This window comes from Marinitoga sp. 1135, from assembly GCF_013363245.1.
GTDB classification, from domain to species: Bacteria; Thermotogota; Thermotogae; order Petrotogales; family Petrotogaceae; genus Marinitoga; species Marinitoga piezophila.
In genome coordinates, this window is sequence record NZ_LBEZ01000009.1 from 137,125 (window position 1) to 160,400 (window position 23,276).

General features: G+C 32.1%; 20 protein-coding genes and 1 riboswitch. Of the genes, 15 read left to right on the forward strand and 5 right to left on the reverse strand.

Features of this window, described 5'->3' with window-relative positions:
* Nucleotide 1: 1 nt before the first annotated feature.
* Nucleotides 2-1,300, reverse strand: coding sequence for a UDP-N-acetylmuramoyl-L-alanine--D-glutamate ligase (gene murD, locus XO10_RS05745; RefSeq protein ID WP_175421225.1), 1,299 nt, complete (start codon nt 1,298-1,300; stop codon nt 2-4).
* Nucleotides 1,301-1,475: 175 nt separating this feature from the next.
* Here murD and XO10_RS05750 point away from each other — a divergent pair, with 175 nt between their 5' ends.
* On the forward strand, nt 1,476-2,225 hold the full coding sequence (locus tag XO10_RS05750; RefSeq protein WP_075780515.1) for a DapH/DapD/GlmU-related protein: 750 nt from the start codon (nt 1,476-1,478) through the stop codon (nt 2,223-2,225).
* 45 nt (nt 2,226-2,270) lie between these two features.
* On the opposite strand, the gene XO10_RS05755 is transcribed toward XO10_RS05750, so the two are convergent.
* Nucleotides 2,271-3,929 (reverse strand): methyl-accepting chemotaxis protein, encoded by a 1,659-nt coding sequence (locus XO10_RS05755; protein ID WP_014296622.1) that lies wholly within the window; start codon nt 3,927-3,929, stop codon nt 2,271-2,273.
* 273 nt (nt 3,930-4,202) lie between these two features.
* A riboswitch (molybdenum cofactor riboswitch) is annotated at nt 4,203-4,325 on the forward strand.
* Between the two features lie 9 nt (nt 4,326-4,334).
* Here XO10_RS05755 and XO10_RS05760 point away from each other — a divergent pair.
* Together XO10_RS05760 and XO10_RS05765 are read left to right on the forward strand one after the other, a co-directional pair.
* Nucleotides 4,335-6,134: an aldehyde ferredoxin oxidoreductase family protein gene (locus tag XO10_RS05760; protein ID WP_014296623.1), complete on the forward strand. Its 1,800-nt coding sequence runs from the start codon at nt 4,335-4,337 to the stop codon at nt 6,132-6,134.
* Nucleotides 6,131-6,412, forward strand: coding sequence for a MoaD family protein (locus XO10_RS05765; RefSeq protein ID WP_014296624.1), 282 nt, complete (start codon nt 6,131-6,133; stop codon nt 6,410-6,412). The genes XO10_RS05760 and XO10_RS05765 overlap by 4 nt, the downstream gene beginning before the upstream one ends.
* A 3-nt stretch (nt 6,413-6,415) precedes the next feature.
* Here the strand turns inward: XO10_RS05765 and XO10_RS05770 are convergent, their stop codons facing one another.
* Nucleotides 6,416-8,326, reverse strand: a complete 1,911-nt coding sequence (locus XO10_RS05770) for a molybdopterin biosynthesis protein (RefSeq protein ID WP_175421226.1) — start codon at nt 8,324-8,326, stop codon at nt 6,416-6,418.
* 736 nt (nt 8,327-9,062) lie between these two features.
* Between XO10_RS05770 and thrC the strand changes: the two genes are divergently transcribed.
* The 6 genes from thrC to XO10_RS05800 are packed head-to-tail and all read left to right on the forward strand — an operon-like array spanning nt 9,063 to nt 15,150.
* The gene (gene thrC, locus XO10_RS05775) at nt 9,063-10,295 is read left to right on the forward strand and encodes a threonine synthase (RefSeq protein WP_175421227.1); all 1,233 of its coding nucleotides are present in this window, start codon (nt 9,063-9,065) and stop codon (nt 10,293-10,295) included.
* Nucleotides 10,279-10,746: a (2Fe-2S)-binding protein gene (locus tag XO10_RS05780; RefSeq protein WP_014296627.1), complete on the forward strand. Its 468-nt coding sequence runs from the start codon at nt 10,279-10,281 to the stop codon at nt 10,744-10,746. The genes thrC and XO10_RS05780 overlap by 17 nt, the downstream gene beginning before the upstream one ends.
* The gene (locus XO10_RS05785; RefSeq protein WP_175421228.1) at nt 10,743-11,579 is read left to right on the forward strand and encodes a xanthine dehydrogenase family protein subunit M; all 837 of its coding nucleotides are present in this window, start codon (nt 10,743-10,745) and stop codon (nt 11,577-11,579) included. Before XO10_RS05780 ends, XO10_RS05785 begins: the two co-directional genes overlap by 4 nt.
* A gap of 27 nt (nt 11,580-11,606) precedes the next feature.
* Nucleotides 11,607-12,398, forward strand: a complete 792-nt coding sequence (locus XO10_RS10790) for a xanthine dehydrogenase family protein subunit M (RefSeq protein ID WP_041638527.1) — start codon at nt 11,607-11,609, stop codon at nt 12,396-12,398.
* The gene (locus tag XO10_RS05795; protein ID WP_014296630.1) at nt 12,395-12,853 is read left to right on the forward strand and encodes a (2Fe-2S)-binding protein; all 459 of its coding nucleotides are present in this window, start codon (nt 12,395-12,397) and stop codon (nt 12,851-12,853) included. The genes XO10_RS10790 and XO10_RS05795 overlap by 4 nt, the downstream gene beginning before the upstream one ends.
* On the forward strand, nt 12,850-15,150 hold the full coding sequence (locus XO10_RS05800) for a xanthine dehydrogenase family protein molybdopterin-binding subunit (protein ID WP_175421229.1): 2,301 nt from the start codon (nt 12,850-12,852) through the stop codon (nt 15,148-15,150). The genes XO10_RS05795 and XO10_RS05800 overlap by 4 nt, the downstream gene beginning before the upstream one ends.
* Nucleotides 15,151-15,194: 44 nt before the next feature.
* Here the strand turns inward: XO10_RS05800 and XO10_RS05805 are convergent, their stop codons facing one another.
* Nucleotides 15,195-16,367: an MFS transporter gene (locus XO10_RS05805; RefSeq protein ID WP_175418310.1), complete on the reverse strand. Its 1,173-nt coding sequence runs from the start codon at nt 16,365-16,367 to the stop codon at nt 15,195-15,197.
* Nucleotides 16,368-16,541: 174 nt separating this feature from the next.
* Here XO10_RS05805 and XO10_RS05810 point away from each other — a divergent pair, with 174 nt between their 5' ends.
* On the forward strand, nt 16,542-16,916 hold the full coding sequence (locus XO10_RS05810) for a Rid family detoxifying hydrolase (RefSeq protein ID WP_175421230.1): 375 nt from the start codon (nt 16,542-16,544) through the stop codon (nt 16,914-16,916).
* A gap of 50 nt (nt 16,917-16,966) precedes the next feature.
* Here XO10_RS05810 and XO10_RS05815 read toward each other — a convergent pair whose 3' ends face one another.
* Nucleotides 16,967-17,686 carry a hypothetical protein gene (locus XO10_RS05815; RefSeq protein ID WP_175421231.1) on the reverse strand — a complete coding sequence of 240 codons (720 nt, stop codon included), beginning with the start codon at nt 17,684-17,686 and terminating at the stop codon, nt 16,967-16,969.
* Between the two features lie 63 nt (nt 17,687-17,749).
* Here XO10_RS05815 and XO10_RS05820 point away from each other — a divergent pair, with 63 nt between their 5' ends.
* The 5 genes from XO10_RS05820 (at nt 17,750) to XO10_RS05840 (ending at nt 23,261) form a co-directional block, all read left to right on the forward strand.
* Entirely contained in the window at nt 17,750-18,637 is an 888-nt protein-coding gene (locus tag XO10_RS05820) for an RluA family pseudouridine synthase (RefSeq protein WP_175421232.1), read from the forward strand.
* Nucleotides 18,638-18,641: 4 nt separating this feature from the next.
* Nucleotides 18,642-19,928 (forward strand): DUF5693 family protein, encoded by a 1,287-nt coding sequence (locus XO10_RS05825; protein WP_075780526.1) that lies wholly within the window; start codon nt 18,642-18,644, stop codon nt 19,926-19,928.
* Between the two features lies 1 nt (nt 19,929).
* Nucleotides 19,930-20,730 (forward strand): RMD1 family protein, encoded by an 801-nt coding sequence (locus XO10_RS05830; protein ID WP_014296636.1) that lies wholly within the window; start codon nt 19,930-19,932, stop codon nt 20,728-20,730.
* A gap of 63 nt (nt 20,731-20,793) precedes the next feature.
* Nucleotides 20,794-22,968 (forward strand): TIM-barrel domain-containing protein, encoded by a 2,175-nt coding sequence (locus XO10_RS05835; RefSeq protein WP_175421233.1) that lies wholly within the window; start codon nt 20,794-20,796, stop codon nt 22,966-22,968.
* Nucleotides 22,969-23,090: 122 nt separating this feature from the next.
* Complete coding sequence (locus XO10_RS05840) at nt 23,091-23,261, forward strand: hypothetical protein (RefSeq protein ID WP_175421234.1); 171 nt, start codon at nt 23,091-23,093, stop codon at nt 23,259-23,261.
* The last annotated feature ends 15 nt before the right edge of the window (nt 23,262-23,276 follow it).

Sequence of the window (23,276 nt, forward strand, 5' to 3'; positions counted from 1 at the left end):
ATCATCTCCATTTTAAACTCTTTACAGCCTCTTTGAAAACTCTCCCACGTTCCTTATAATTCTCAAAAAGGTCAAAACTTGCCCCTGCAGGGGATAAAATTATGCTATCACCTCTTTCTGACCATTCCAGAGCAAGTTCAAAAGCCTTTTCAAAAGTATCTGTAATAATATAATTATTAAAAAATTCATACTTTTTAATCTCATCAACCATCTTTCCAAAAACTATTGTTTTCTTTGCATACTGTTGTAATTCTTCTAATAACATAGTCATATCCTCATTTTTTGGAATACCAGAAAGCATAGCAATATAACCTTTATTTCTAAATGACTTATATGCAGAATATGCTGCATGTGCATTTGTCGCTTTTGAATCATTAAAAAATCTAATTCCGTTATACTCTTCTATAAATTCCAGTCTATGTTCAAGTGTCTTAAAAGTTGAAATAAACTCTTCTATAACATTCTTTGAAATATCCAGGTTCAACGCAACTCCAACAGCAGCCATAACATCTTCCTGATATAGCTCAAATTGCAAACTTAAATTGTTTATATTAATTACAATATTCCCTGCTTCTATCATGTTATTTTTCCATACAATATTACCATTTTCCCCAAATAGAACAATTCTTTGTAAATTATCAAAATAACCTCTTAAATTGGCATTTACAAATGCCATTCCATTACCCATAACCGTTCGCTTTACCATATTGATTTTTGTATTATAGTACTCTTCCAAAGAAGAATGCCAGTTTAAATGATCAGGCATAAGATTTAGCAAAACAGATATCTCTGGAGTAAAGGTTGAACCCCAGAAAAGCTGAAAGCTTGAAACCTCTACAACATAAATTTCTTTATCCAGCGGTGCTGAACTTAATGGTGTCCCTATATTCCCACAAACAAATGTATTATATGTACTGCTAAGAATATGACCGGTTAACTGAGTTGTTGTTGACTTTCCATTTGTTCCTGTAATTCCCACAAAAACAGCCTCAGGATTATGTTTCTTTATGTAATTCCATGCAAACTCTATTTCAGTAGATATTTTAATATTTGAGGTTTTTAAAACCTTCACAACTTCGCTATCGGGTTTTACACCAGGGCTTAAAATAGCAAGATCGCAATTTCTTAGTAACTTCCCATGCTCTTCTTCATACTGTATATTATGTAAATCTAATAAATACTTATCTTCTTTTTTCAAAGGCTTATTATTACTAACAAAAACTTCATAGTTCTCTTTTAATAATATATTTTCAAGCAACGCTTTATTGCTAACACCGTATCCTACAAGGCATATCCTCATTTCAATCCCTCCGATAAATATAAGTCAATTAAATATTATACATTAAAAAGGATATTAATATATTAATTTTTTTTGAAATTAGAAAAATATATTTCTCTATATCCACTTGACACTGCAACAAATACCATGCTATAATTCACTCAGTGAATAAAAAATAAAATCGCGAGGTGAAAAAATGATATCAGAATATGCAAAGATACACGATACTGTAAAACTCGGTCATAATATAGAAATTGAAGAAAATGTCGTCATAGAAGAAGGAGCTATAATAGGTAATAACGTAGTTATAAAAAAGGACACAATAATAAAAAAAGGATGTGTAATAGCAGACAATACAGTTCTTGGAAAAAAGCCCTTTAAAGCCTCTGCGTCAGCTGTAACCGTAGAAAAAGAACTACCTCCACTTGAACTTGGAGAATATGTAACTATTGGTGCAAATTGTGTGATATACAGAGGGGCAAAATTATCCAATTTTGTTTTTGTAGGTGATCTTGCAAGTATTAGAGAAGATGTTGAAATCGGTGAATATACCATTATAGGAAGGGGCGTTGCAGTCGAAAACCAAACAAAAATAGGAAAACGAGTAAAAATAGAGACAAACGCTTATATAACAGCATTATCAACTATAGAAGATTATTGTTTTGTGGCTCCAGAAGTAACCTTTACAAACGACAACTTCCTCGGTAGAACCGAAGAAAGAAAAAAATACTTTAAAGGAGCTACATTGAAAAAAGGTGCAAGAATCGGTGCAAACTCAACAATATTACCAGGAATTACAATTGGTGAAGATGCCCTTGTAGCAGCAGGTTCAGTAGTTACAAAAGATGTTCCTTCTAAAAAAATTGTTCTTGGAAGTCCTGCTAAAGTATATAAAGACGTTCCTGAAGAACAATTATTAGAAAATCAAAGTTATTATAATGAATAATCAAAAAAGGCTGTTCAAATGAACAGCCTTTTTAATTATAATTATTTAAAATTTAAATTCAGCAAGTGCATTATTTAAAAGGTCTACACTCATCTGTAAATCCTCTGCGATTTCTGCAAGATTATCTGCCATATTCTGAATTTCATTGCTTGATTCCTTCATATTCTGAACATTTTCAAAGTATCTGTTCAATGAATCATTTACATTTGAGAAAGATTCTGCAATTGTCTGTGAAGAAGCATTCTGTTCTTCTGCTGATGCTGCCAATGATTGTGAACGTTCAGAAACTATAGCAGTTTGACTTAAAATATTATCCAATTCTCCAGTTAATACCTTTGAATTTTCAGTAACCTTTTCAACTGTTTCTTTTACCGTATATATTTGTTTTGTAGATTTGTCAACATTAGCCTTAATTGACCCCAATATACCAGCAATTTCATCTGTAGCTTTTCTTGTTTCTTCTGCAAGCTTTCTAATTTCATCAGCAACAACAGCAAAACCTTTTCCTGCTTCTCCTGCTCTTGCAGCTTCAATTGCCGCATTTAATGCCAATAAGTTTGTCTGTTCTGCAATATTAGAAACCTGTTCAATAACTTCTGTTATATTACTTGCGTAATTTTCAAGTTCTTTAATTTCATTTATTGTTTTCATTGTTTCTTCTGTTGCAGCATTTACAGCTTCTTCAAGTGATTTCATTACCTCTTTACTTGTATTTGTAGCTGTTTCAAGAACACCTGCAACATCAGCCAGTTCAATTGCTGCATTTGCAACTTCATCTGTAGAACGTGAAATTTCAGCAATTGCATCATTGGTATTATCTGTTTCTCTTCTCATTATCTCAGCTTCTTCTGCCATCATATCAAATGAAGCTTTGAATTCTTCAATAATTGCATTTGATTCCTGAGCACTTGAAGAAACATTATCCGCTGATATCTTAATTCCTTCCATTGATTTCTTTATAAATTCAAATGTTGGTCTTAATTTTTCACCAACAAGAGCATACATCTTTTTGGCAATAACCCCTATTTCATCATCTGAATGAATCTTAGCAGATACTGTTAAATCACCTTCTGCAATCTTTTCAAGTTCTTTTAATGGTGACAATGATTTTCTAAGCATATAAAATGCAAAAAGGCCTACCAACAAATTAATAGCAAAAACAACAAATTGAATTCTTCTCATTAAAAGAACCTTTTTTTCAGATTCCTTCTGGAATAATGTAACTGCAGTATTCATTTCAACCAAGAGTGGAACATTGTGTTCTACAATATACTTCATTGATTCTTCACTATGTGTGGTTCTAAAATCTTCAATATGCTTATAAAATTCATCCCACATTGACTTTACCTTTTCCAATTGCTTTTTTACTGTAGGAGGAGCTTCAGGAACATCAACCATTTTTTGCCAGGCAAGATCAAATGGGGCTTTTCCTCCGTCTTTTAAAGCATTAAGCGTTGTATCAAACACCTTTATAGTATTATCCAAACTCTTATTCAAAGCTTCATCTTTTAAAATATGATAAGCCAATGCTTCTTTGGTCATTCTTTGTGTAAGCATTCTCTGCCTTCCAGCAAGATTAATTACAAGTCCATCATAAGCCTGGGCTTTCGTAATCGTTCTCGTTGAAAAGTAAGTAAACAATGATAACAAAATAAATAGAACTATAGGTACTCCGAGTTTAACATATAAGCTGCTCTTTTTCATATTTTCTCCTCCCTGAATATTTAAAATTATATTAAATTTAAAATCTTTATCGCATATATTATACCATCTCCCAACAAAAAATCAACAATATTTTTAATTATATATATGAAGATTATAATCATAATAAAAATCCATTATTTATAAAATTATACAATATTTTTAAGAAAAAGTAAAGATTGAAAATAATTTCAGTATAGTATATAAATAATAAAATAAAAATTAATTGACAAAATTCAGAAATAATGTGGTAAAATATATATAGAACATATATAGACAAAATACCCCTTCCGAGCCTTTTCTCCTAAAACGCAAGCTGCGTCATGGAAAAAGGCCAATGGGTATAACTGGAAACGGTTATGCCTCCCGTGTTTGGAAAGGAAGGAAAATTCTAAAGGGGGGGTAAAAGTGTCATTTAACGGAAAAGTATTAAGAGTAAATCTTACCGAAAAAAGCGTAAAGGTTGAGAAACTGCCAGAGGATTATGAGCTCTATCTTGGTGGAAGAGGCCTTGCAACAAAGATGTTCTACGACGAAGTAGGCCCTCAAGTGGATCCCTTCTCACCTGAAAACAAATTATTCTTTGCAACAGGTCCTTTAACAGGAACTGCCGCACCAACAGGTGGAAGATATATGGTAGTAACTAAAGGTCCGTTGACAGGCACCATAGCTTCAAGTAACTCAGGTGGTTATTTTGGTGCAGAATTGAAATTTGCAGGTTATGACATGATTATTATTGAAGGAAAAGCAGAAAAACCTGTATACCTTATGATTAAAGATGATCATGTAGAACTTAAAGATGCTTCTCATCTCTGGGGAAAAGACGTATTTGAAACCACTGATATAATGATGGAAGAAATTGGAGATCCAAGAGCAAGAGTTGCATGTATTGGACCAGCAGGAGAAAAATTGGTAAAATTTGCAGCTATTATGAACGATAAACATAGAGCTGCAGGTAGAACCGGTGTTGGTGCAGTAATGGGGAGTAAAAACTTCAAAGGTATCGTTGTAAGGGGAACAAAGAGACCTGAGGTAAAAGATCCAGCAAAATTCATGGAAGTTGTAAAAGAAAAAATCAAAAAATTAAGAGAAAATGGAATTACCGGTGAAGGTTTGCCTAAACTGGGAACCAAGGTTCTCGATAATATTATTAATCAAAACGGATTATATCCAACAAGAAACTTCCAGGATTCAGTATTTGAATTTACAGATGAAGTTTCCGGCGAAGCGCTTGTTGAAAAAGGATATCTCGTTAAAAATATGCCATGTTTTGGCTGTCCTATAGCCTGTGGAAGAAGAGTAACACTTCCTAACGGCATTGAAACAGAAGGTCCAGAATATGAAACTGGTTGGGCATTTGGGCCAGATTGTGGCGTTTCAGATTTAATAGCTATAGTTGAAGCAAACCATCTATGTAATAAATATGGTTTAGACACAATTTCAGCAGGTTCAACAATTGCATGTGCAATGGAAATGTATGAAAAGGGCATTGTAAAGAAAGAAGAATTAGGAAATGGTCCTGAATTGAAATTTGGAAGTTCAGAAGCTGTAGTATTCTATACAAAACAAATTGGATTAAGAGAAGGAATTGGTGACAAATTAGCAGAAGGTTCTTATAGATTTGCAGAAAGCTATGGACATCCTGAATTTGCCATGGTTGTTAAAAAACAGGAAATTCCCGCATATGACCCAAGAGGTGCTCAGGGACACGGACTTGAATACGCAACAAGTAATAGAGGCGGATGTCACGTTAGAGGTTATATGATTTCTCCTGAAATTCTCGGTGCTCCTGAAAAAATAGATCCACAAGCACTTGAAGGAAAAGCAGAATGGGTTAAAGCATTCCAGGATTTAACAGCAGTTATAGACGCTGGAGGATTATGTTTATTCACATCATTCGCATTAGGTGCTGACGATTATGCTGATTTAATAAATGCTGCATTAGGATGGAACAAATCAACGGAAGAAATATTAAAAATTGGTGAAAGAATCTGGAATCTTGAAAGAAAATTCAATTTAGAAGCAGGAATCGATCCTTCACAGGATACTCTTCCAAAGAGATTGCTTGAAGAACCTGTAAAAGAAGGTCCAAACAAAGGTCAGGTTGTTCATCTTGATCAATTGCTTCCAAAATATTATGAAGTAAGAGGTTGGAGCAAAGAAGGTATTCCTACGGAAGAAAAACTCAAGGAGTTAGGAATTCTATGAAGGTTGAAATAAAATTTTTCGCTACCCTGAGATTACATCTCAGGGTAGCTTCATTATCTTTAGATTTAAATGAAAATACAACTGTAAATGAATTAATAGACATACTTGTAAAACATTTCAACGATGAAAAGGTGCGAGAATACCTTATTGATGAAAATGGTATTAGAAAAGGAACCATGATATTAATAAACGGAAAAAACATATTACATCTAAATGGTTTAGATACAAAAATCGAAGAAGGCGTTATTTCAATTTTTCCACCAGCAGGTGGGGGGTAATTCTTATTCCCTTATAAAATTACCTGTATCTTTTAAGAGATATCCACCCAGCTTCTCTGCATCTCTTTTAAACTCCTCAGAACCTATTATTTCCTGAATCAACTTAAATCTCGGATCATCTATAAAAGAAGGATGTATTAAAAGATCATATCTTTCATGTGCCACTGGCACAAAATCAAGATCATAAATATTGGCAGCTGCTTTTATTCCAAGCCCCACATCTGCCATATCCTTTTTTATTTTCAATGCAAGATTAACATGTGAATACTCTTCATCAGAATAGCCATGAATCTCATCCGAAGAAATACCTTCCTTCTCAAGATGATAATCCAATAAAATTCTTGTTCCCGCAGTTTTTTGCCTGTTAATATATCTAACTCCATCCTTTGTAAGATCTGAAAAAGTCTTTATACCTTTAGGATTTCCTTTTTGAACAATAAAGCCCTGTTCCCTATACGAAAGATTCATCAATGTATATTCATCAATATACTCTTCAATATAACTGATATTATACTCACCACTTTCAGGATCAAGAAGATGCATACCAGCCATATGAGCATACCCTTTTGCTATAGCCATTATTCCACCAATACTTCCAACATTAGCAGAAACAATATTTATATTCTTATCATATCTCTTTATATAATCAGCAAGCAAATCTATCAACAAATCATGACTTCCAATAACAAGAATATTATTATCCACTATTTCTTTAGAACGCTTAAGATGTATATTTATCTCTTCGCCATCTTCCAATACCTCTATACCCTTTTCTATATACACAACACCATCCTGTTTCGATACTGCTGAAATATTAGCGGCACCTCTCTTTAAAGGAATAGCTACATATCTATCTTCAACCTTACCAACACCAACCCTTAAATATTCCTTTTCTGTAATGGAAGAATGAATTCTCTTTCCAGATACACCTTCAATAATTTCATTGTCATAATATACTTCTTCCTTTGTTTTATTCAATATCAAAGGTTTCACTATATCCTCAAGTATTATATTGCACGAAACAGGAAATCCCGGCAACCCAATAACAGGTTTATCCTTAACAATACCTAAAATAGCAGGTTTTCCCGGTTTTATATTCAATCCATGAACAATAACCTTACCCAGCTCATTTACCGCATGAAAGGTAAAATCCTTTGAACCAGCTGAAGAACCAGCATTTAAAAGAATTAGATCATATTTTTCTATATTCTCTTCTATTGTTTTTTTTAAAACTTCCAGATCATCTGGCAATATACTATGCACATCAACATTTGCATTGTATTTCTCAATAAAATTCTTAATCATAGCAGAATTGGTTTCTGGAATCTGAAATTCTTCTGTTTTCTCTTCTGGTTTAACAATTTCATTTCCTGTTGGAATTAACAACACATTTAATTCTCTTAAAACAGGAATCTTAAATACGCCAGCCATCAATAAAAAGGATATATCATTTTCTGTAAGGGTATGATATCTTGGGAATAACATTTCGCCTTTACATATATCCTCTCCAACCTTTCGAACATCCTTATACGGAAAAACGCTATTTCTAATTTTAATCTTCGTATCATCAATAATCTCTATATTCTCTATCATTATTACCGCATCATATGGCTTATTAATAGGATAACCAGTATTTATATATTCAAAATCCTTCTCTAATTCCAGAATCTTTGGACTGCTTTCTGTTGCACCATATGTATGTTTGCTGATAACCGCCACACCATCCATAGCGCTGCTATTATAAGACGGAACATTCTCATTGGCAAAAATTGGTTCAGCAGTAACCCTACCAAAGCTTTCCCTTACATCAATATCTTCTTTCTCATCATTCCTAAAATATTCTTCCAGCATACTAAAAAACAATTTAATCCCCGCTTCAATATCCATCTTATTCAAATAAAATCTCCTTTTCAAAACTATCCCCCCTATTTTTTATGTGTTAATAAAATTATATCACAATAAAAAAGATTAGGAATTTCCTTCAGCAGATATCAATATAGTTGAAAAAAGAAAAATGATGTAAATGAAAACTAAGAATTTCCCGAAGCGGGAATTGCAGGATAGTTAGAAAAAATAAAAGCGAGTGAAGGCTCGCAGAGTGTCCAAGGTAAAATTACAAACGATTGAAAAAATAAAAGTGAATGAATACTCGCAGAGCACCCGAAAAAAACTGCGAATGGAGAAAGGATAAAAGAAAAATAGAAATAATAATATGAGCGAAAACTTGAAAATTCCCGAAAAAATTCGAAGTGGAGCCGGTCAAAATCACACGGATGTGATTTTGAGTGAAGACGAACAGGGATGTGAGTCTGTAGCGACCGGCGGGAACGAGAATTTTTGAGGATTAGAATTTTCTACCTGTTTGAGCGATTATTATTATTATTTCTATTTTTCATAAAACTTTCTAAGATCAGCTCTCAAGTCGTATGAATGAACTTTTATTTTTCTTCTTTTGAAATTAACAATCAATGTTTAAGCGTTTTTAATTGTTAGATATCATAGACTTTTAAGAATAAAAGAATTATAAAACAATAATCACCTTTTATTGACACTAATTAATTACCACAACCTTTAAGCAACATTTAATTAAACTATAAAATAATGTAAAATTTAATATAGTTGAAAAGAGAAAAAAACAGGAGGTTGAGAAATGAACAAGTATAAACTTCGTTGTATAAGTTGTGGAAAAGTATATGAACCTGATGAAATTGAATATACATGTCCAGTTTGCGGAGATAGGTTAGGAACACTTGAAGTTATATATGATTATGATGAAATAAAGGTTAAAAAGGAAGAGTTTGGAAAATTCGATAATATATGGCAGTTTGAGAAAATTTTACCAATAAGCGACAAAGCTTACAAAACACCTTTGCATATTGGCGGAACACCGTATTACGAACATAAAAAACTCGCTGAAGAATTAGGAATTAAAAATCTTTTTATAAAATACGACGGAACAAATCCAACTGCATCTTACAAAGATAGAGCATCAGCCCTGGCTATAGCCAAAGCATATGAAAAAGGATATGAAATAATATATTGTGCCTCAACAGGTAATGCAGCCAGTTCTTTAGCAGGATTATCAGCACCAACAAAATTAAAAACATATATATTTTTACCTGCTTCAGCACCAATTGCAAAAATATCACAACTTTTCATATACGGTGCAAACGTTATCCCAATAGACGGTACATATGATGAAGCATTTGATATTTCACTAAAAATTGGTGAAGAAAACGGATGGTATTGCAGAAACTCGGCAATTAATCCATATTTACTTGAAGGCAAAAAAACTGGAGCTCTTGAAATAGCTGTTCAAAGCAATTGGGATGTTCCAGATTACGTACTTGTAAGCGTTGGCGATGGTACAGTTATCAGTTCATTCTACAAAGGATTTTACGATTTCTATAAACTTGGATTAATAGATAAAATCCCAAGAATTATTGGTGTTCAGGCTGAAGGTGCCGCTGCAATAAAAAGAGTATTTGATAAAGGTGAACCATTTATGCCTGACGACATAGAAACACATACAATTGCAGATAGCATAAGCGTTGGAAAACCGCGCGATGTAATAAAAGCCTGCAAATACGTAAAAGCAAGTGGCGGATATTTCGTAAGTGTAAGTGATGAAGAAATATTAAATGCTATATATGAATTATCAACAAAGACCGGCATATTTGCCGAACCCGCCGGAGCTACTTCATACGCTGGTCTGAAAAGGATTTCAGAAAAAATTGGAAAAGATTCAACTGTTGCAATTGTAGTAACAGGAAACGGATTAAAAGATGTAAAAGCAATAGAAAGCTTTGTAAATCTAAAAAAAGTAAAACCAGACTTAAATGCTGTTAGAGAGGTGATTAAGGAATATGAAAATAAAATTTAAGTTAAACGGTAAAGATGTTGAATACGATGTTGCTGAACATAAAAGGGCTCTTGATTTTTTGAGAGATGATATGAGAATGACCTCCGTAAAAGAAGGTTGTGGCGAAGGTGAATGTGGTGCATGTACAATTATCTTAAATGGCAAAAACGTCAATTCCTGTATGGTTTTGGCAGTTGAACTCGATGGTCAGGAAGTATGGACTCTTGAAGGGTTAAATGAAAAGGGTGACACCATAATTCAGGAATCATATATTGAAAAGGGAGCTATACAATGTGGATTCTGTACTCCTGGATTCATAATGTCCACAAAAGTATTGCTTGATAACAATCCTTCACCAAAAGAAGAAGAAATAAAAGAAGCTCTTGAAGGCAATTTATGCAGATGTACAGGATATACCAAGATAATAGAAGCAGTAAAACTCGCTGCAGAGAAACGAGGTGAGTCCAGATGAAAGAGATAAAATATTTCAAACCAAAAACAATAGAGGAAATTTCAAAAATAAAATCTGAAAACGATGCCAGACTTTTATCAGGCGGAACAGATTTAATGGTAAAAATGCGAGCAGAAATCTTTAATCCAGAAGTAATTATAGACACCAAAGGTCTCGAGAAGGAAGAAGTAAAATTCTATAATGGAAGAGTAAGAATTCCTATAAACACAACATATGATGAATTAATAAAAAATGAAGAATTCAACAAACGATTTCCTATGATAGTGGAAATAATTAAAAAAATAGGTTCTCCACAAATTAGAAACAGAGCTACACCAATAGGCAATATAGCAAACGCTTCACCAGCAGGCGATTTCCTATTAAGCATGTACCTCTTTGATGGAAATGTGGAAATTAAACCTTCAAACAAAATTATGAAAATATCCCATTTTGTTACCGGTCCGGGAAAAATAAAACTTAAAAACGATGAGTTTATATATTCAATAGAATTAAAGGAAATGGAAGGATACAAATACTACTATGAAAAAGTTGGAAAAAGAAATGCAATGAACATATCCATTATCAGCATAGGCGTTCTTTTAAAAACAGATAATGATGGAAAAATAGAAGATATAAAAGTTGCATATGGCTCTGTTGGACCAACAGTTGAAAGATTCGAAGAAATAGAAGAAAAAATGAAAGGCCAAAAAGTATCAAAAGAATTATTTGAAGAAATGGGCGAAGAATATATGAAAGTAATAAACCCTATAACCGATGTTAGAGCTACAGCGGAATACAGGAAAAAAATGGTAAAAAATCTGCTTATAAAAGCATATTATGAATTAATAAAATAAACTTATTTCAAGGGAAGGGTGATAAGGGTGATTGAGATTAAGGATTATATCAGGCCAAAAAGTATCGAAGAAGCCTATGAAAAATTGGTTTCAGTGGACGGTGCCGAAATAATAGGAAGCGGTGCCTTTATGCGATTATCTTCGAGAAAGATAGAACTTGCCATTGATTTACAGGATGCAGGTGTAAATTATATAAAAGAAGAAAATGGCGAAATAAAAATTGGAAGCGCTACACCTCTTGGCGAAATAGAAAAAAGCGAAATAATAAAAAACGCTTTTGACGGAAAATTAGCCGAAATTATGAAATACATCTGGTCCGTTCAATTGAGAAACATTGCCACTCTTGGTGGAACAGTATTTCCAAAACTTGGATTCTCTGATTTGCTTACAGTATTACTTGTTTTAGATACAGATATTGTATTGCACAAAAACGGCAGAATGCCACTTGAAAAATTCCTCGAAGAAAAAATCAGAAAAGACATTATGGTTGAATTGATAATAAAAAACAACGGAAGAAAATTATCATTCCAGAATATGAGAAATTCATTCTATGATTTTTCAATATTAAATGCTGCTGCATCTAAATTGGACAATGACATTAAAATTGCTATAGGTGCCAGACCTGGCGTTGCAAGATTAACCCGGAAAACAATGGAAGAACTCAAAACACTTGAAAATATAGAAGAAAAATTACAGGAAATATCAGAAAAAGCCGCTTCAGAAGTTGAATATGGTTCAAATATAAAAGGTTCAAAGGAATACAGAGAAATGATTGCGCCAGTACTTGTTAGAAGGGCTTTAGAGGAGGTAATAAAATGAAAATAACCTTAACAGTTAATAATACAAAACATGAAGTTGAAATAAACCCTTCTGAATTTCTTCTCGATGTATTAAGAAGACTTAATTATATGAGTGTCAAAAAAGGTTGTGACACAGGAACATGTGGCGTATGTACAGTACTCATGGACGGAAAACCTGTCCTTTCCTGTTCTGTACTCGCAGCATCTGCTGACGGACATGAAATTACCACAGTAGAAGGGCTAAAAGATGATCCGGAATACAAGAAATTTACAGAGGCATTACTTGCCCAGGGAGCTGATCAATGTGGTTTCTGTAGCCCTGGATTAATTTTAAGCGTATATGCAATGAAAAAAGAATTAAAAAATCCAACAGAAGAGGAAATGAAAGAATACCTTGTTGGAAACTTATGTAGATGTACAGGATACGCAAGTCAAATGAGAGCAATAAAACAATTTTTTGAGGTGAAAGCATGAAAGAAGTAAAAAGAACTATCAAAAAAATAGACGGTTATGGACTTGTTAGTGGAAAACCTGTATATACAGATGATTTAGCGCCAAAAGACGCTTTAATAGTAAAAATTCTTAGAAGCCCTCATGCATTTGCAAAAATTAAAAACATAGATACGTCAGAAGCAGAAAAAATGGACGGCGTTGAATGTGTATTAACATATAAAAACGTTCCAAGAAATATCATTACCCGTGCAGGTCAGGGATATCCTGAACCTTCACCATATGACAAATTTGTGCTTGACGAATATGTAAGATATGTTGGCGATGAAGTTGCAGTTGTAGCAGCAAGAGATGAAATAACTGCAGAAAAAGCTTTAAAATTAATAAAAGTTGAATATGAAGTGCTTGAACCTGTGTTGGATTTTGAAAAAAACAAGGGGTCAAAAAGTATAATACACCCTGAAGCAGATTATAAAAGCGAAGGATTTATTAGTTCTGATCCAAAAAATAATATTGCAGCCTCATACGAAATGAGTGTGGGCGATGTGGAAGAAGAAATTGAAAAATCAGAAATTGTAGTAAAAGAAAGATTCTACACACAAGCACAGGCACATGTAATGATGGAACCACATGCAGCATATACATATCTTGATATGCAGGGAAGACTTGTAGTTGTTTCTTCAACGCAGGTTCCATTCCACGTCAGAAGAATCTTAGCAAGAGCATTAGGCATGGAAATTAGCAAAATTAGAGTAATAAAACCCCGTGTAGGTGGCGGTTTTGGTGGAAAACAGGGAATACACGGCGAACCATATGCAGCACTGGTTACCTTAAAAACCGGAAAACCTGCAAAGGTTTATTATACAAGAAAAGAAGTATTTGAATCAACATATACAAGACATCCTATGAGATTTGACGTAACTATCGGTGCAGATAAAGATGGAAAAATAAGAGTAATAGACGTAAGGGGACTTTCAGACACAGGTGCATATGGTGAACATGCATTAACCACATTTATGGTTGCAGGTTCAAAAGTATTGCCTATGTATAATAAAGTAAAAGCTGTAAGATTTGGTGGAGATGTAGTTTACACAAACCATCCACCAGCAGGTGCATACAGGGGATATGGCGCTATACAGGCAAACTTTGCAATAGAATCTGCCATGGATATGCTTGCAGAAAAATTAGGCATGGATCCTGTAAAATTAAGAGAAATAAATATGATTCGCGAAGGCGAAACATCACCTATATTCAAAATAATGGGTGAAGGCCGCGAAGGCGTTGAAATGATTGTTAATAGCTGTAAATTAGATGAATGTATAGAAAAAGGCATAAAGAAAATCAACTGGGAAGAAAAATTCAAAGCAGAAAAGAAGGGCACAAAAGTAAAAGGTGTGGGTATGGCAATAGCCATGCAGGGATCAGGTATTGCAAAAATAGATATGGCAGCCGCCACATTAAAATTAAATGATGATGGTTCATTTAATTTGCTTATAGGTGCAACAGATATAGGAACAGGTAGTGACACAATATTATCTCAAATAGCAGCAGAAGCATTAAATGTTCCAACTGAAATGATAATACCATATTCATCAGATACAGATACCACACCATTTGACACAGGTGCATACGCATCAAGTACAACATATGTTTCAGGTAATGCCGTAAGACTTGCAGCAGAAAAAATGAAAAATGAAATCATAAAAGCCGGTGCAGAATATTTTGAAGTACCTGAAGAAGATGTTGAATTTGACGGTAAAGAAATAAAAACAAAAGATAAAAAAATAAGCCTTAAAAAACTTGCTGAAATACTATATTACAACGAAAACCAAAAACAATTAAGCGTAACAGCGTCTTACGTTGGCGAAGAGTCTCCACCACCATTTATGGCTGGTTTTGCTGAAGTTGAAGTTGATACAGAAACAGGTAAAGTAGATCTGCTAAATTATGTAGCTGTTGTGGATTGTGGGACACCAATAAATCCAAACCTCGCCAAGGTCCAGGTAGAAGGCGGTCTTGCACAGGGTATTGGAATGGCAATGTATGAAGAGGTGATTTACGATAAAAACGGAAGATTGTTAACAAACAATCTTATGAATTACAAAATTCCTTCAAGACCGGACATTAAAAACTTAGATGTGGAACTTGTGGATAGTTATGAACCAACAGGACCTTATGGTGCAAAAAGTGTAGGTGAAATCGGAATTGACACACCTCCAGCAGCAATTGCAAACGCCGTGTATAATGCAGTTGGTGTAAGAATAAAAGATCTGCCAATTACACCAGAAAAAGTATTAAAAGCATTAAAAGAAAAGAAATAATTTATTTAAAAAATCCCCTTTCGCTTTTTCGAAAGGGGATTTTATTATTTATACAAATTCAAGAATATTTTATCTTTTTTTATAGGTCTAAATAATTCTATTAAGAAATAAAGAGAAATTATATAAAACACCGAACTCACAAGAAATAGATATGTATATCCATTACTCAATGAAGTTATAAATCCAAAAACAACAGCTGCGAGAGAACGTGAAATAAAATTCAAAAAATTTCTTATACTGCTAATAGTAGTAACCTTTTTTTGTGGAATATAACTCATTACAATAGTAGTTGACACAGGATTAGTCATATTCATAAACGAAAACCTCAAAGCATATAATACCGTAAATGCATAAGGATCTCTAACAAAAGCAAAGGAGATAATCAATGGTATAACAAGGATATTCATAATAAGCGAAAATTGATAAGCACCTATTTTTTTTGATATTTTCGATGAAAATATCGATCCTACCGCTGCGCCAAACTGCGCAAAAGCAAGAGCTGCTCCTATCATAGTAGGTTGTAAATTAAACAGGTCCTTAAATATAATATTCCCAAAATTCACAAATAATCCCGCACCAAATCCTATTAAAAAGGTTCTTATTAAATGTATCTTTACTATATGATATTGCAACTTATCAAAATCTTTTAAATTAAATAAATCCTTTAAACGCAAAGTCTGTCTGTGTTCGCTTTCATGAATAAAAATCAAAAATATATTCGAAGAAAGATGAAGCATCGCTGTAAAAACTAACGCATTTCCAAGCCCTAAAAACTCGCCCATTGTTCCGCCAATTAAATTACCAACAAGACCACTTCCCATTACAAGACCAAAATTATATCCAAAATACTTCCCTCTATTTTCATGTGTGGTAATATCAACTATTAATGAATTTAATAAAATCATCCTTGAAGTTAAAAAGCCACCATTTAAAAAGGCCGTAAGCAATAATATATTTTCAGAGGGATGAAATACTCTGAATAATAAAATTGTTGTAAATACCAATGAGGAAATTAACAACATAATCTTTTTTCCAAATTTATCTCCGGCAATTCCTATGAACAATCCAAGAATTGCTGAACCAATCATTTCAAGTGAAGTAATATGGCTTATAAATGAATTGGTATAACCAATATCCCTTAAAAAAAGATTAAAAACTACCCTATATATAGATTCAGCAAGTCCTGTTAAAACTGTATAAAACAATAGCTTTTTCATCTTATACCTCCAAATTAATTCGTAAAACTAACAAAGTTTATTATAGTATACTACAAAAAATCCCTCTTAATGTTAAACCGAAATTAAAATATTCCTAAAAATTATAGTTTGCTTTACTAAGAATATATGTTATAATAAAAGCGTGAAAAATTTTTCTTAGAAGGGGGAATTAAAATGGAATTATTAAATCCAGAAAATGCACCAAAAGCAGTAGGACCATATTCAATAGCAGTAAAAAGCAATGGTTTCATCTTCGTTTCAGGACAGCTTCCTGTAGACGTTGAAACAGGAGAATTTATAAAAGGCGATATTGCAAAAGCAACAACAACAATTTTAAACAATATCAAAAACATTCTCGAAAGCGCTGGAAGCAGTGTAAATAAAATTGTGAAGGTTAATGTATTTATGACAGACCTTTCAAAATTCGATGAATTTAATAAAGCTTATGGCGACTTCTTCGACGGCCATAAACCAGCAAGAGCAGCTATACAGGTTGCAGCATTACCAAAGGGCGCAGATATAGAAATAGAAGCTATTGCTGAAGCATAATTTTTAATTAAAATAAATACCCGGAATTTCAATTAATTCCGGGTATTTTATTATGCAAGTATTTTGTTTAATATTTCCCTATACTTTCCGTTTAAATATATCTTTCCTTTCTCACCATATATAATCTTCTCCTTATTATGAGGCGAATTTCTCGAAATAGCGCTCGTAAATGCAGAAATGGAACGCGAATCCTTCAAGTTTAACTCTTTTATAATCTCATCTTTCGAAGAACTTCCAACTTTAACCATATATCTTAAAAATTCTCTGGTAGAATCAGTCAACGAATTCACAAGACCTTTTAATTCATTCTCTGACCATTTCTCTTCCATAACCTTTGACCCTTTTATCAATTCCTTAAAATATTTAATCCGTATTGCAAGGTCATTTGACAAAATCCCAAATAATATTTCTGTTGGTAAATTTTCATATTCTATCAATTCTATCATCTCATACAAAAACGGTTCTATCTCCACAATACTCTTATCAAGATTTAAACTTTTCATGTTAATTTTCTCATTTCCATATATTAAAACTTCATTTTCCATATCAGCTGCTATTCTTAATCGCTCAAATAATGATATAATAAATAATGAGAGGAATTTTCTTTCCACTTCCTCAGGAAAGGTTTCGCTCTTTAAATATTCAAGAATCTCATAAAAATCATCTTTTGTTGTTAATTTATCAAAAATCTCGCTCTTTACCTTTTTTTCTTCTTCTACTATATTTTTTCCAAGAAATGTATATAACGTAGAAAGTATTTCTTTATACAAAATCATCACCCCGTTTATAATTTTATAACTTAATATATATTATACCAAAAAGGAGAGTAAAATATGCAAAAATCTATAATTGTAAAAGAAGGAAATTATTATAAAAGATTGGATAAATTCTTAAGAAATAACTATGAAAATCTAAAACTCGGGTTTATATACAAATTACTCAGAAAAGGTTTTGTATATGTAAACGGAAAAAGGGTAAAAAAACAGGATTTCGTTTTGAATATAGGTGACAAAGTTGAAATTAGATATAACGGTCCTCTTGAAGAAAGAAAAAAGGAAAAAAGCATATTGCCAAGACCTTTAGACCTGGAAATAATATTTGAAGATAAAAATATCCTTGCAATAAACAAACCAAATGGAGTTTCAGTGCATCCTGGAACAGGAGAAGAAAAGGTTACAATAATAGAAGGTGTTTTACATTATGCAAATGGCGAATTTGAACCACATCTTGTTCATAGACTTGACAAACATACATCTGGCGTTCTTGTAATAGCTAAAAACAAACAAATTGCACGAGAATTAACAGAAATAATCAGAGGAAGAAATATATTGAAGAAATATCAGGCATTAGTTTTAGGAATTTTAAAAGGAGAAAAAAATAAATTAGAGGACATACTTGACGATAAAAAAGCTGTATTATATTATGATGTCTTAAATACATACAGAATAAAAAACATACCGTTATCCCTTGTTGACATTGAATTAAAAACAGGAAGAAAACATCAAATAAGAAGGCAATTTGCAAATATCGGCTCGCCTGTTGCAGGTGATAATATATATGGTGATTTTGAAAAAAATAAGATATTAAAAAGATTTGTAGGACTAAAAAGATACTTCCTGCACTCATATTACCTTGAATTTGATTACAAAAACAAACGTTATACATTAATGGCGGAACTAACTGACGATTTAAAAAAGGTTTTAAACAGATTGGAGCGATAAGCTTTTGAAAAATCTTAAAACGCTTATATTCTATATAACCATATTCTATGCAGTTTTTAGCTTTATCTATATCTCATATAATGATTATAAATTCTTATCCAGAGGATATCATATCATTGATAACTCCAGATTAAAAACCCAATCAATAAAGATTGGGGAAAAGGTTGTGGAATATTACAAATATCAGGATTATATCCTAATAAGCGAAAATTCCACCAATATAACTTTGGATGACTTTAAAAATATAGTCCATAGATTCAATAATATAATAGTTGCCGAGTTTTCAGACTTCGGCTTCATCTTTGACAGATATAAAATCTATCTTTCAGATGACGAATTAAAAAAAATAAGATATGCTCATTATATAAAACCAAAGGAAATGGATAAATACGATACAGAACAGGTTGTTCAACGGTATTGGAGAGCGTTTAATGAAAGAAGAATAAACCTTTTCTATATTCCAGAACATAAAAACAGATCTGAAATAATAAATGCCATAGAAAAAAGAATGAAAAATCATAAAGATTATATATTGCCATTGGAAAATATTCCTGAATACTTTGATATTATCTCAGCTGCAGTTCTTTTAGCTTTTGGAGCAATATATATACCGTTGTTTTCAATAATATATGCTATATTATATTTTTACTTTAACCCCTGGTCGTATGTATTTGCAGCGATATTTTTTTCCTTTATTTCATGGATAAAATGGAAAAATCATTTTGAAAAAGACAAAGCATATATAAAAGCTGTTTTGTTTAATATACTAATTGGTATATTAATCTACTCTTCAGGATACAGTTATTTATACATCTATAAAATTTCTGTTATTAGAGGTATTAAATTATTACTCATTACCCTTCCATTTATACTATTTATAGTCCAGATAAAAAACTTTAAATTAAAGAAAAAAGACATAATTCTCTCTTCAATAATCCTTGGGATAGTATTTATCTATTATATCCTCAGAAGCGGAAATTTTGGCATTTCCACAATGACAGAAAGAAAAATAAGGGATTTGCTTGAAAAATATCTAATTGCCAGACCGAGATTTAAAGAATTACTGGGATACACTTTCATCTTCACAAAACCACCAACAGAATTCTTTAAAATATTCTGGAATATAGGGCAATCTATAGTATTTGTCTCAATAATAGACACCTTTTTACACTTTCAAACACCGCTATACCTTGGTGTATTGAGAACAATAAATGCTTTTGTTATTGCAGGAATTATTATAGTTTTACTTAGAATTATCGTGTATAAACTAATATATAATCGGGGTGAATAAAATGGGAAATGAAATAAGAATAAAGGCTATTGATGCTGGAAAAAATATAGACATTGCACTTATAGCTGCAAAATTGCAATTGCCAGTCATCACAAAATGGGAAATGCCATTAATATTAAACTATAATCAAAAAAACGTACATGTTTATCAATTTGGAACCTTTGTATTTTTTGATTTCACCGACAAGGAAATAAAGGATTTTATAGTCTATCTGGAAAAATTAATAGAAGAAGAATATAAAACGGTTTTAGAAGATGAATTAATCATAAAAATCGATAATAATATAAAGGGAAACTTTTATATTGATTACAACATAGAAACATTATTCATAAAAGAAGAATTCATTACTCAGGAAGTTCTTTCATTAATATCATTGACCATATCCCAAAGTGTGGCATTAGAACGATATGAACAACTTTCGGACGAGCTTGAAGATGAAATAGAAAAAACTATATATAGATACAAAAAATTCAAGGCATTTTTGCCAATAATAAGGAATATTGTAATAGGAAAAACATTAAATCTTGTAAAAACAAGACATGAAATAATATCTGATATTATGATTCTTGATAAACCGTCCATTACCTGGGAATGGAATCTATACGACGAATTATATGAATCACTTGCAAGATTTTTTGAGTTAAAAAGAAGATATAAAAACCTTTCGCATAAATTAGATTATGCACTGGAAACTTACACTGTATTAAACGAAATAAGCGAAGGCTCAAGAGCCAATTTTCTCGAATTTCTTATTGTTGTTCTAATAGTTCTCGAAATCGTCATGGCATTCTTGCACATCTAATAAAATCCAAGCATTTATTTTTCTCAATCAACAATAAAAACCATCATTGAAAGGAGAACAAAAATGCTAAAAGCCAATCTTTTAAATTTTACAACATTATATAGATTCGGAACACCATTTGAAACAGACGCTGTAACACTCGACAAAAAATCGCTTAATTTCACCGAAACAGAACAACTCCCCTTCTTTTCTTTTGAAAAAAACGACACAATTTTCACATTAAAATTCCAGCTCAATGAAGAAGACCGTATATACGGTTTAGGACAAACACTTGGAGGATTAAACAAAAGGGGAAAACGCTATAAACTATATGCAACAGATGACCCTTTACACACACCGGAAAAAGAGTCATTATATGGTTCTCACCCTTTCTTAATAGTCAACAACAAATTTGGACTCTTTATTGATTATCCATCAGAAATAATATTTGACATAGGATTTACAAAACACGACATAATGGAAATCACAATCCCATCAAACAATTTTGATTTATACATATTCAACTCACAAAACAATATTGAAATTATCAAAGAATATTTAAGGCTAACGGGAACACCATATATTCCTCCAAAATGGGCTTTTGGATATCAACAATGCCGATGGAGTTACCCTGATGCTAAAACAATAAAAGAAGTCGCTGAAAACTTTAGAAAAAAAGAAATTCCATGTGATGCAATATATATGGATATTGATTATATGAAAGACTTTAAAGTCTTTACCATCGATGAAAACAAATTTCCAGACTTCGATAAATTTATGAAAGAAATGAAAGAAAAAGGATTTAAACTCGTTCCCATAGTTGACCCAGGTGTAAAAATCGAAAAAGGATATGACGTCTATGAAGAAGGAAAAGAAAAAGGATATTTTTGTAAAGACAAAGATGGAAAAGACTTTGTAGCAACAGTATGGCCTGGATTCACACATTTTCCAGACTTTTTAAATCCGGAAGTTAGAAAATGGTGGGGAAGAAAATATAAATTATTTACAGATCTTGGAATATATTCATTCTGGAATGATATGAATGAACCATCAATCTTCTTCGTTCCAGACGCTCTAAAAAAATATCTTAAAGAAATAAATGAAATGCTAAACAAAGAAATAGGTCTGGAGTTCTTTGGAATAAAAGACGGAATAAACGCTCTTTCAAACAAAAGGGAATATTACAGCGAATTCTATCATAATACCCCTTATGGAAAATTCTCAAATGAAGAATTACATAATCTATATGGTTATTATATGGCAAAAGCTACAGTTGAAGGATTTAATGAACTTATTCCAGATAAAAGATATTTATTATTATCAAGAAGCAGCTATGCCGGACATCATAGAATAGCCACCATATGGATGGGCGATAATATGTCCTGGTGGGAACATATGCTCGTAAATATAAGAATGCTCCTCTCATTAAACATGGCAGGATTCTTCTATACCGGCGCTGATATAGGCGGATTTGGCAGCAATGCGTCACCGGAATTAGTTATTAGATGGATGCAACTTGGAGTTTTCTCACCATTATACAGAAATCACTCAGCTCTTGGAACCCGTCACCAGGAACCATGGGCTTTTGACGAAAATATTGAAAATATAATGAAAAAAATCATAGAGTTTAGATATGCCTTAATCCCATATCTTTATTCTGAATTCTTCAATTCAATTGAAGAATTAACACCTTTTATTTCACCTCTATTCTTGCATTATAACGACGATGAAACTTCCTTTGAAATAGAAGATCAATTCATGGTTGGAAAATCCTTAATGGCTGCACCAATAATACAGCCTAATGCAAAAGGGCGTTTTGTATATTTACCTGAAAATAAATGGTTATACTGGAAACTTTCCGATTTTAAAGAAAGAAATGTAGAAGTTTTAACCCCAGGAACCCATTACATAAAAGCGGGATTAAATGAAATACCTGTGTTTATAAAAGAAAATTCATTAATCGTATTAAACGAAGAAAAATTAAATTATGTTGATGAAAAAGCAACGGAAGAAATTATCGTTATAGGTTTTGTAACTGACAAAGCGGAATTCGTCTATTTTGAAGATGATGGAGAAAGCTTTGCATTTAAAGAAGGCAATTATGCAAAAATAAAGATTACTGTAATCAAGAATAAAAATGGATATGACTTTGAAGTTGAAAAAGATGAAAGTGAAAAATTCGAAACTTCCTTAAAAAGAATAAAATTTGAGATTTATAATGAAAATAATGAGAAAGTAGTTTTTACTCTTTCTTTATAGTTTGCTACCATAATTAAATATTTGAACTTTTTTTAGAGTTGAACATTCTAAATAGCTTGAAAAATATTTGTATTTACTGTATAATTAATATAAGGTTTCATTTGTGAAGCGAGGTGAATAATATGGCAACATCATCCTTTAATAAAGATTTTATATTAAAAAGCAAAAAGGAAGTAGAAAGTTTTATTAAAATATTAGAAAAAACTTCTAAACCTATAAAAATTGATAAAAATTTAGTCTCACCTGAAAAAGAGAAAGAGGGTGTAGAAAAATTAAAATTACTTTTTACATAAAAAATTCCCCCAGAT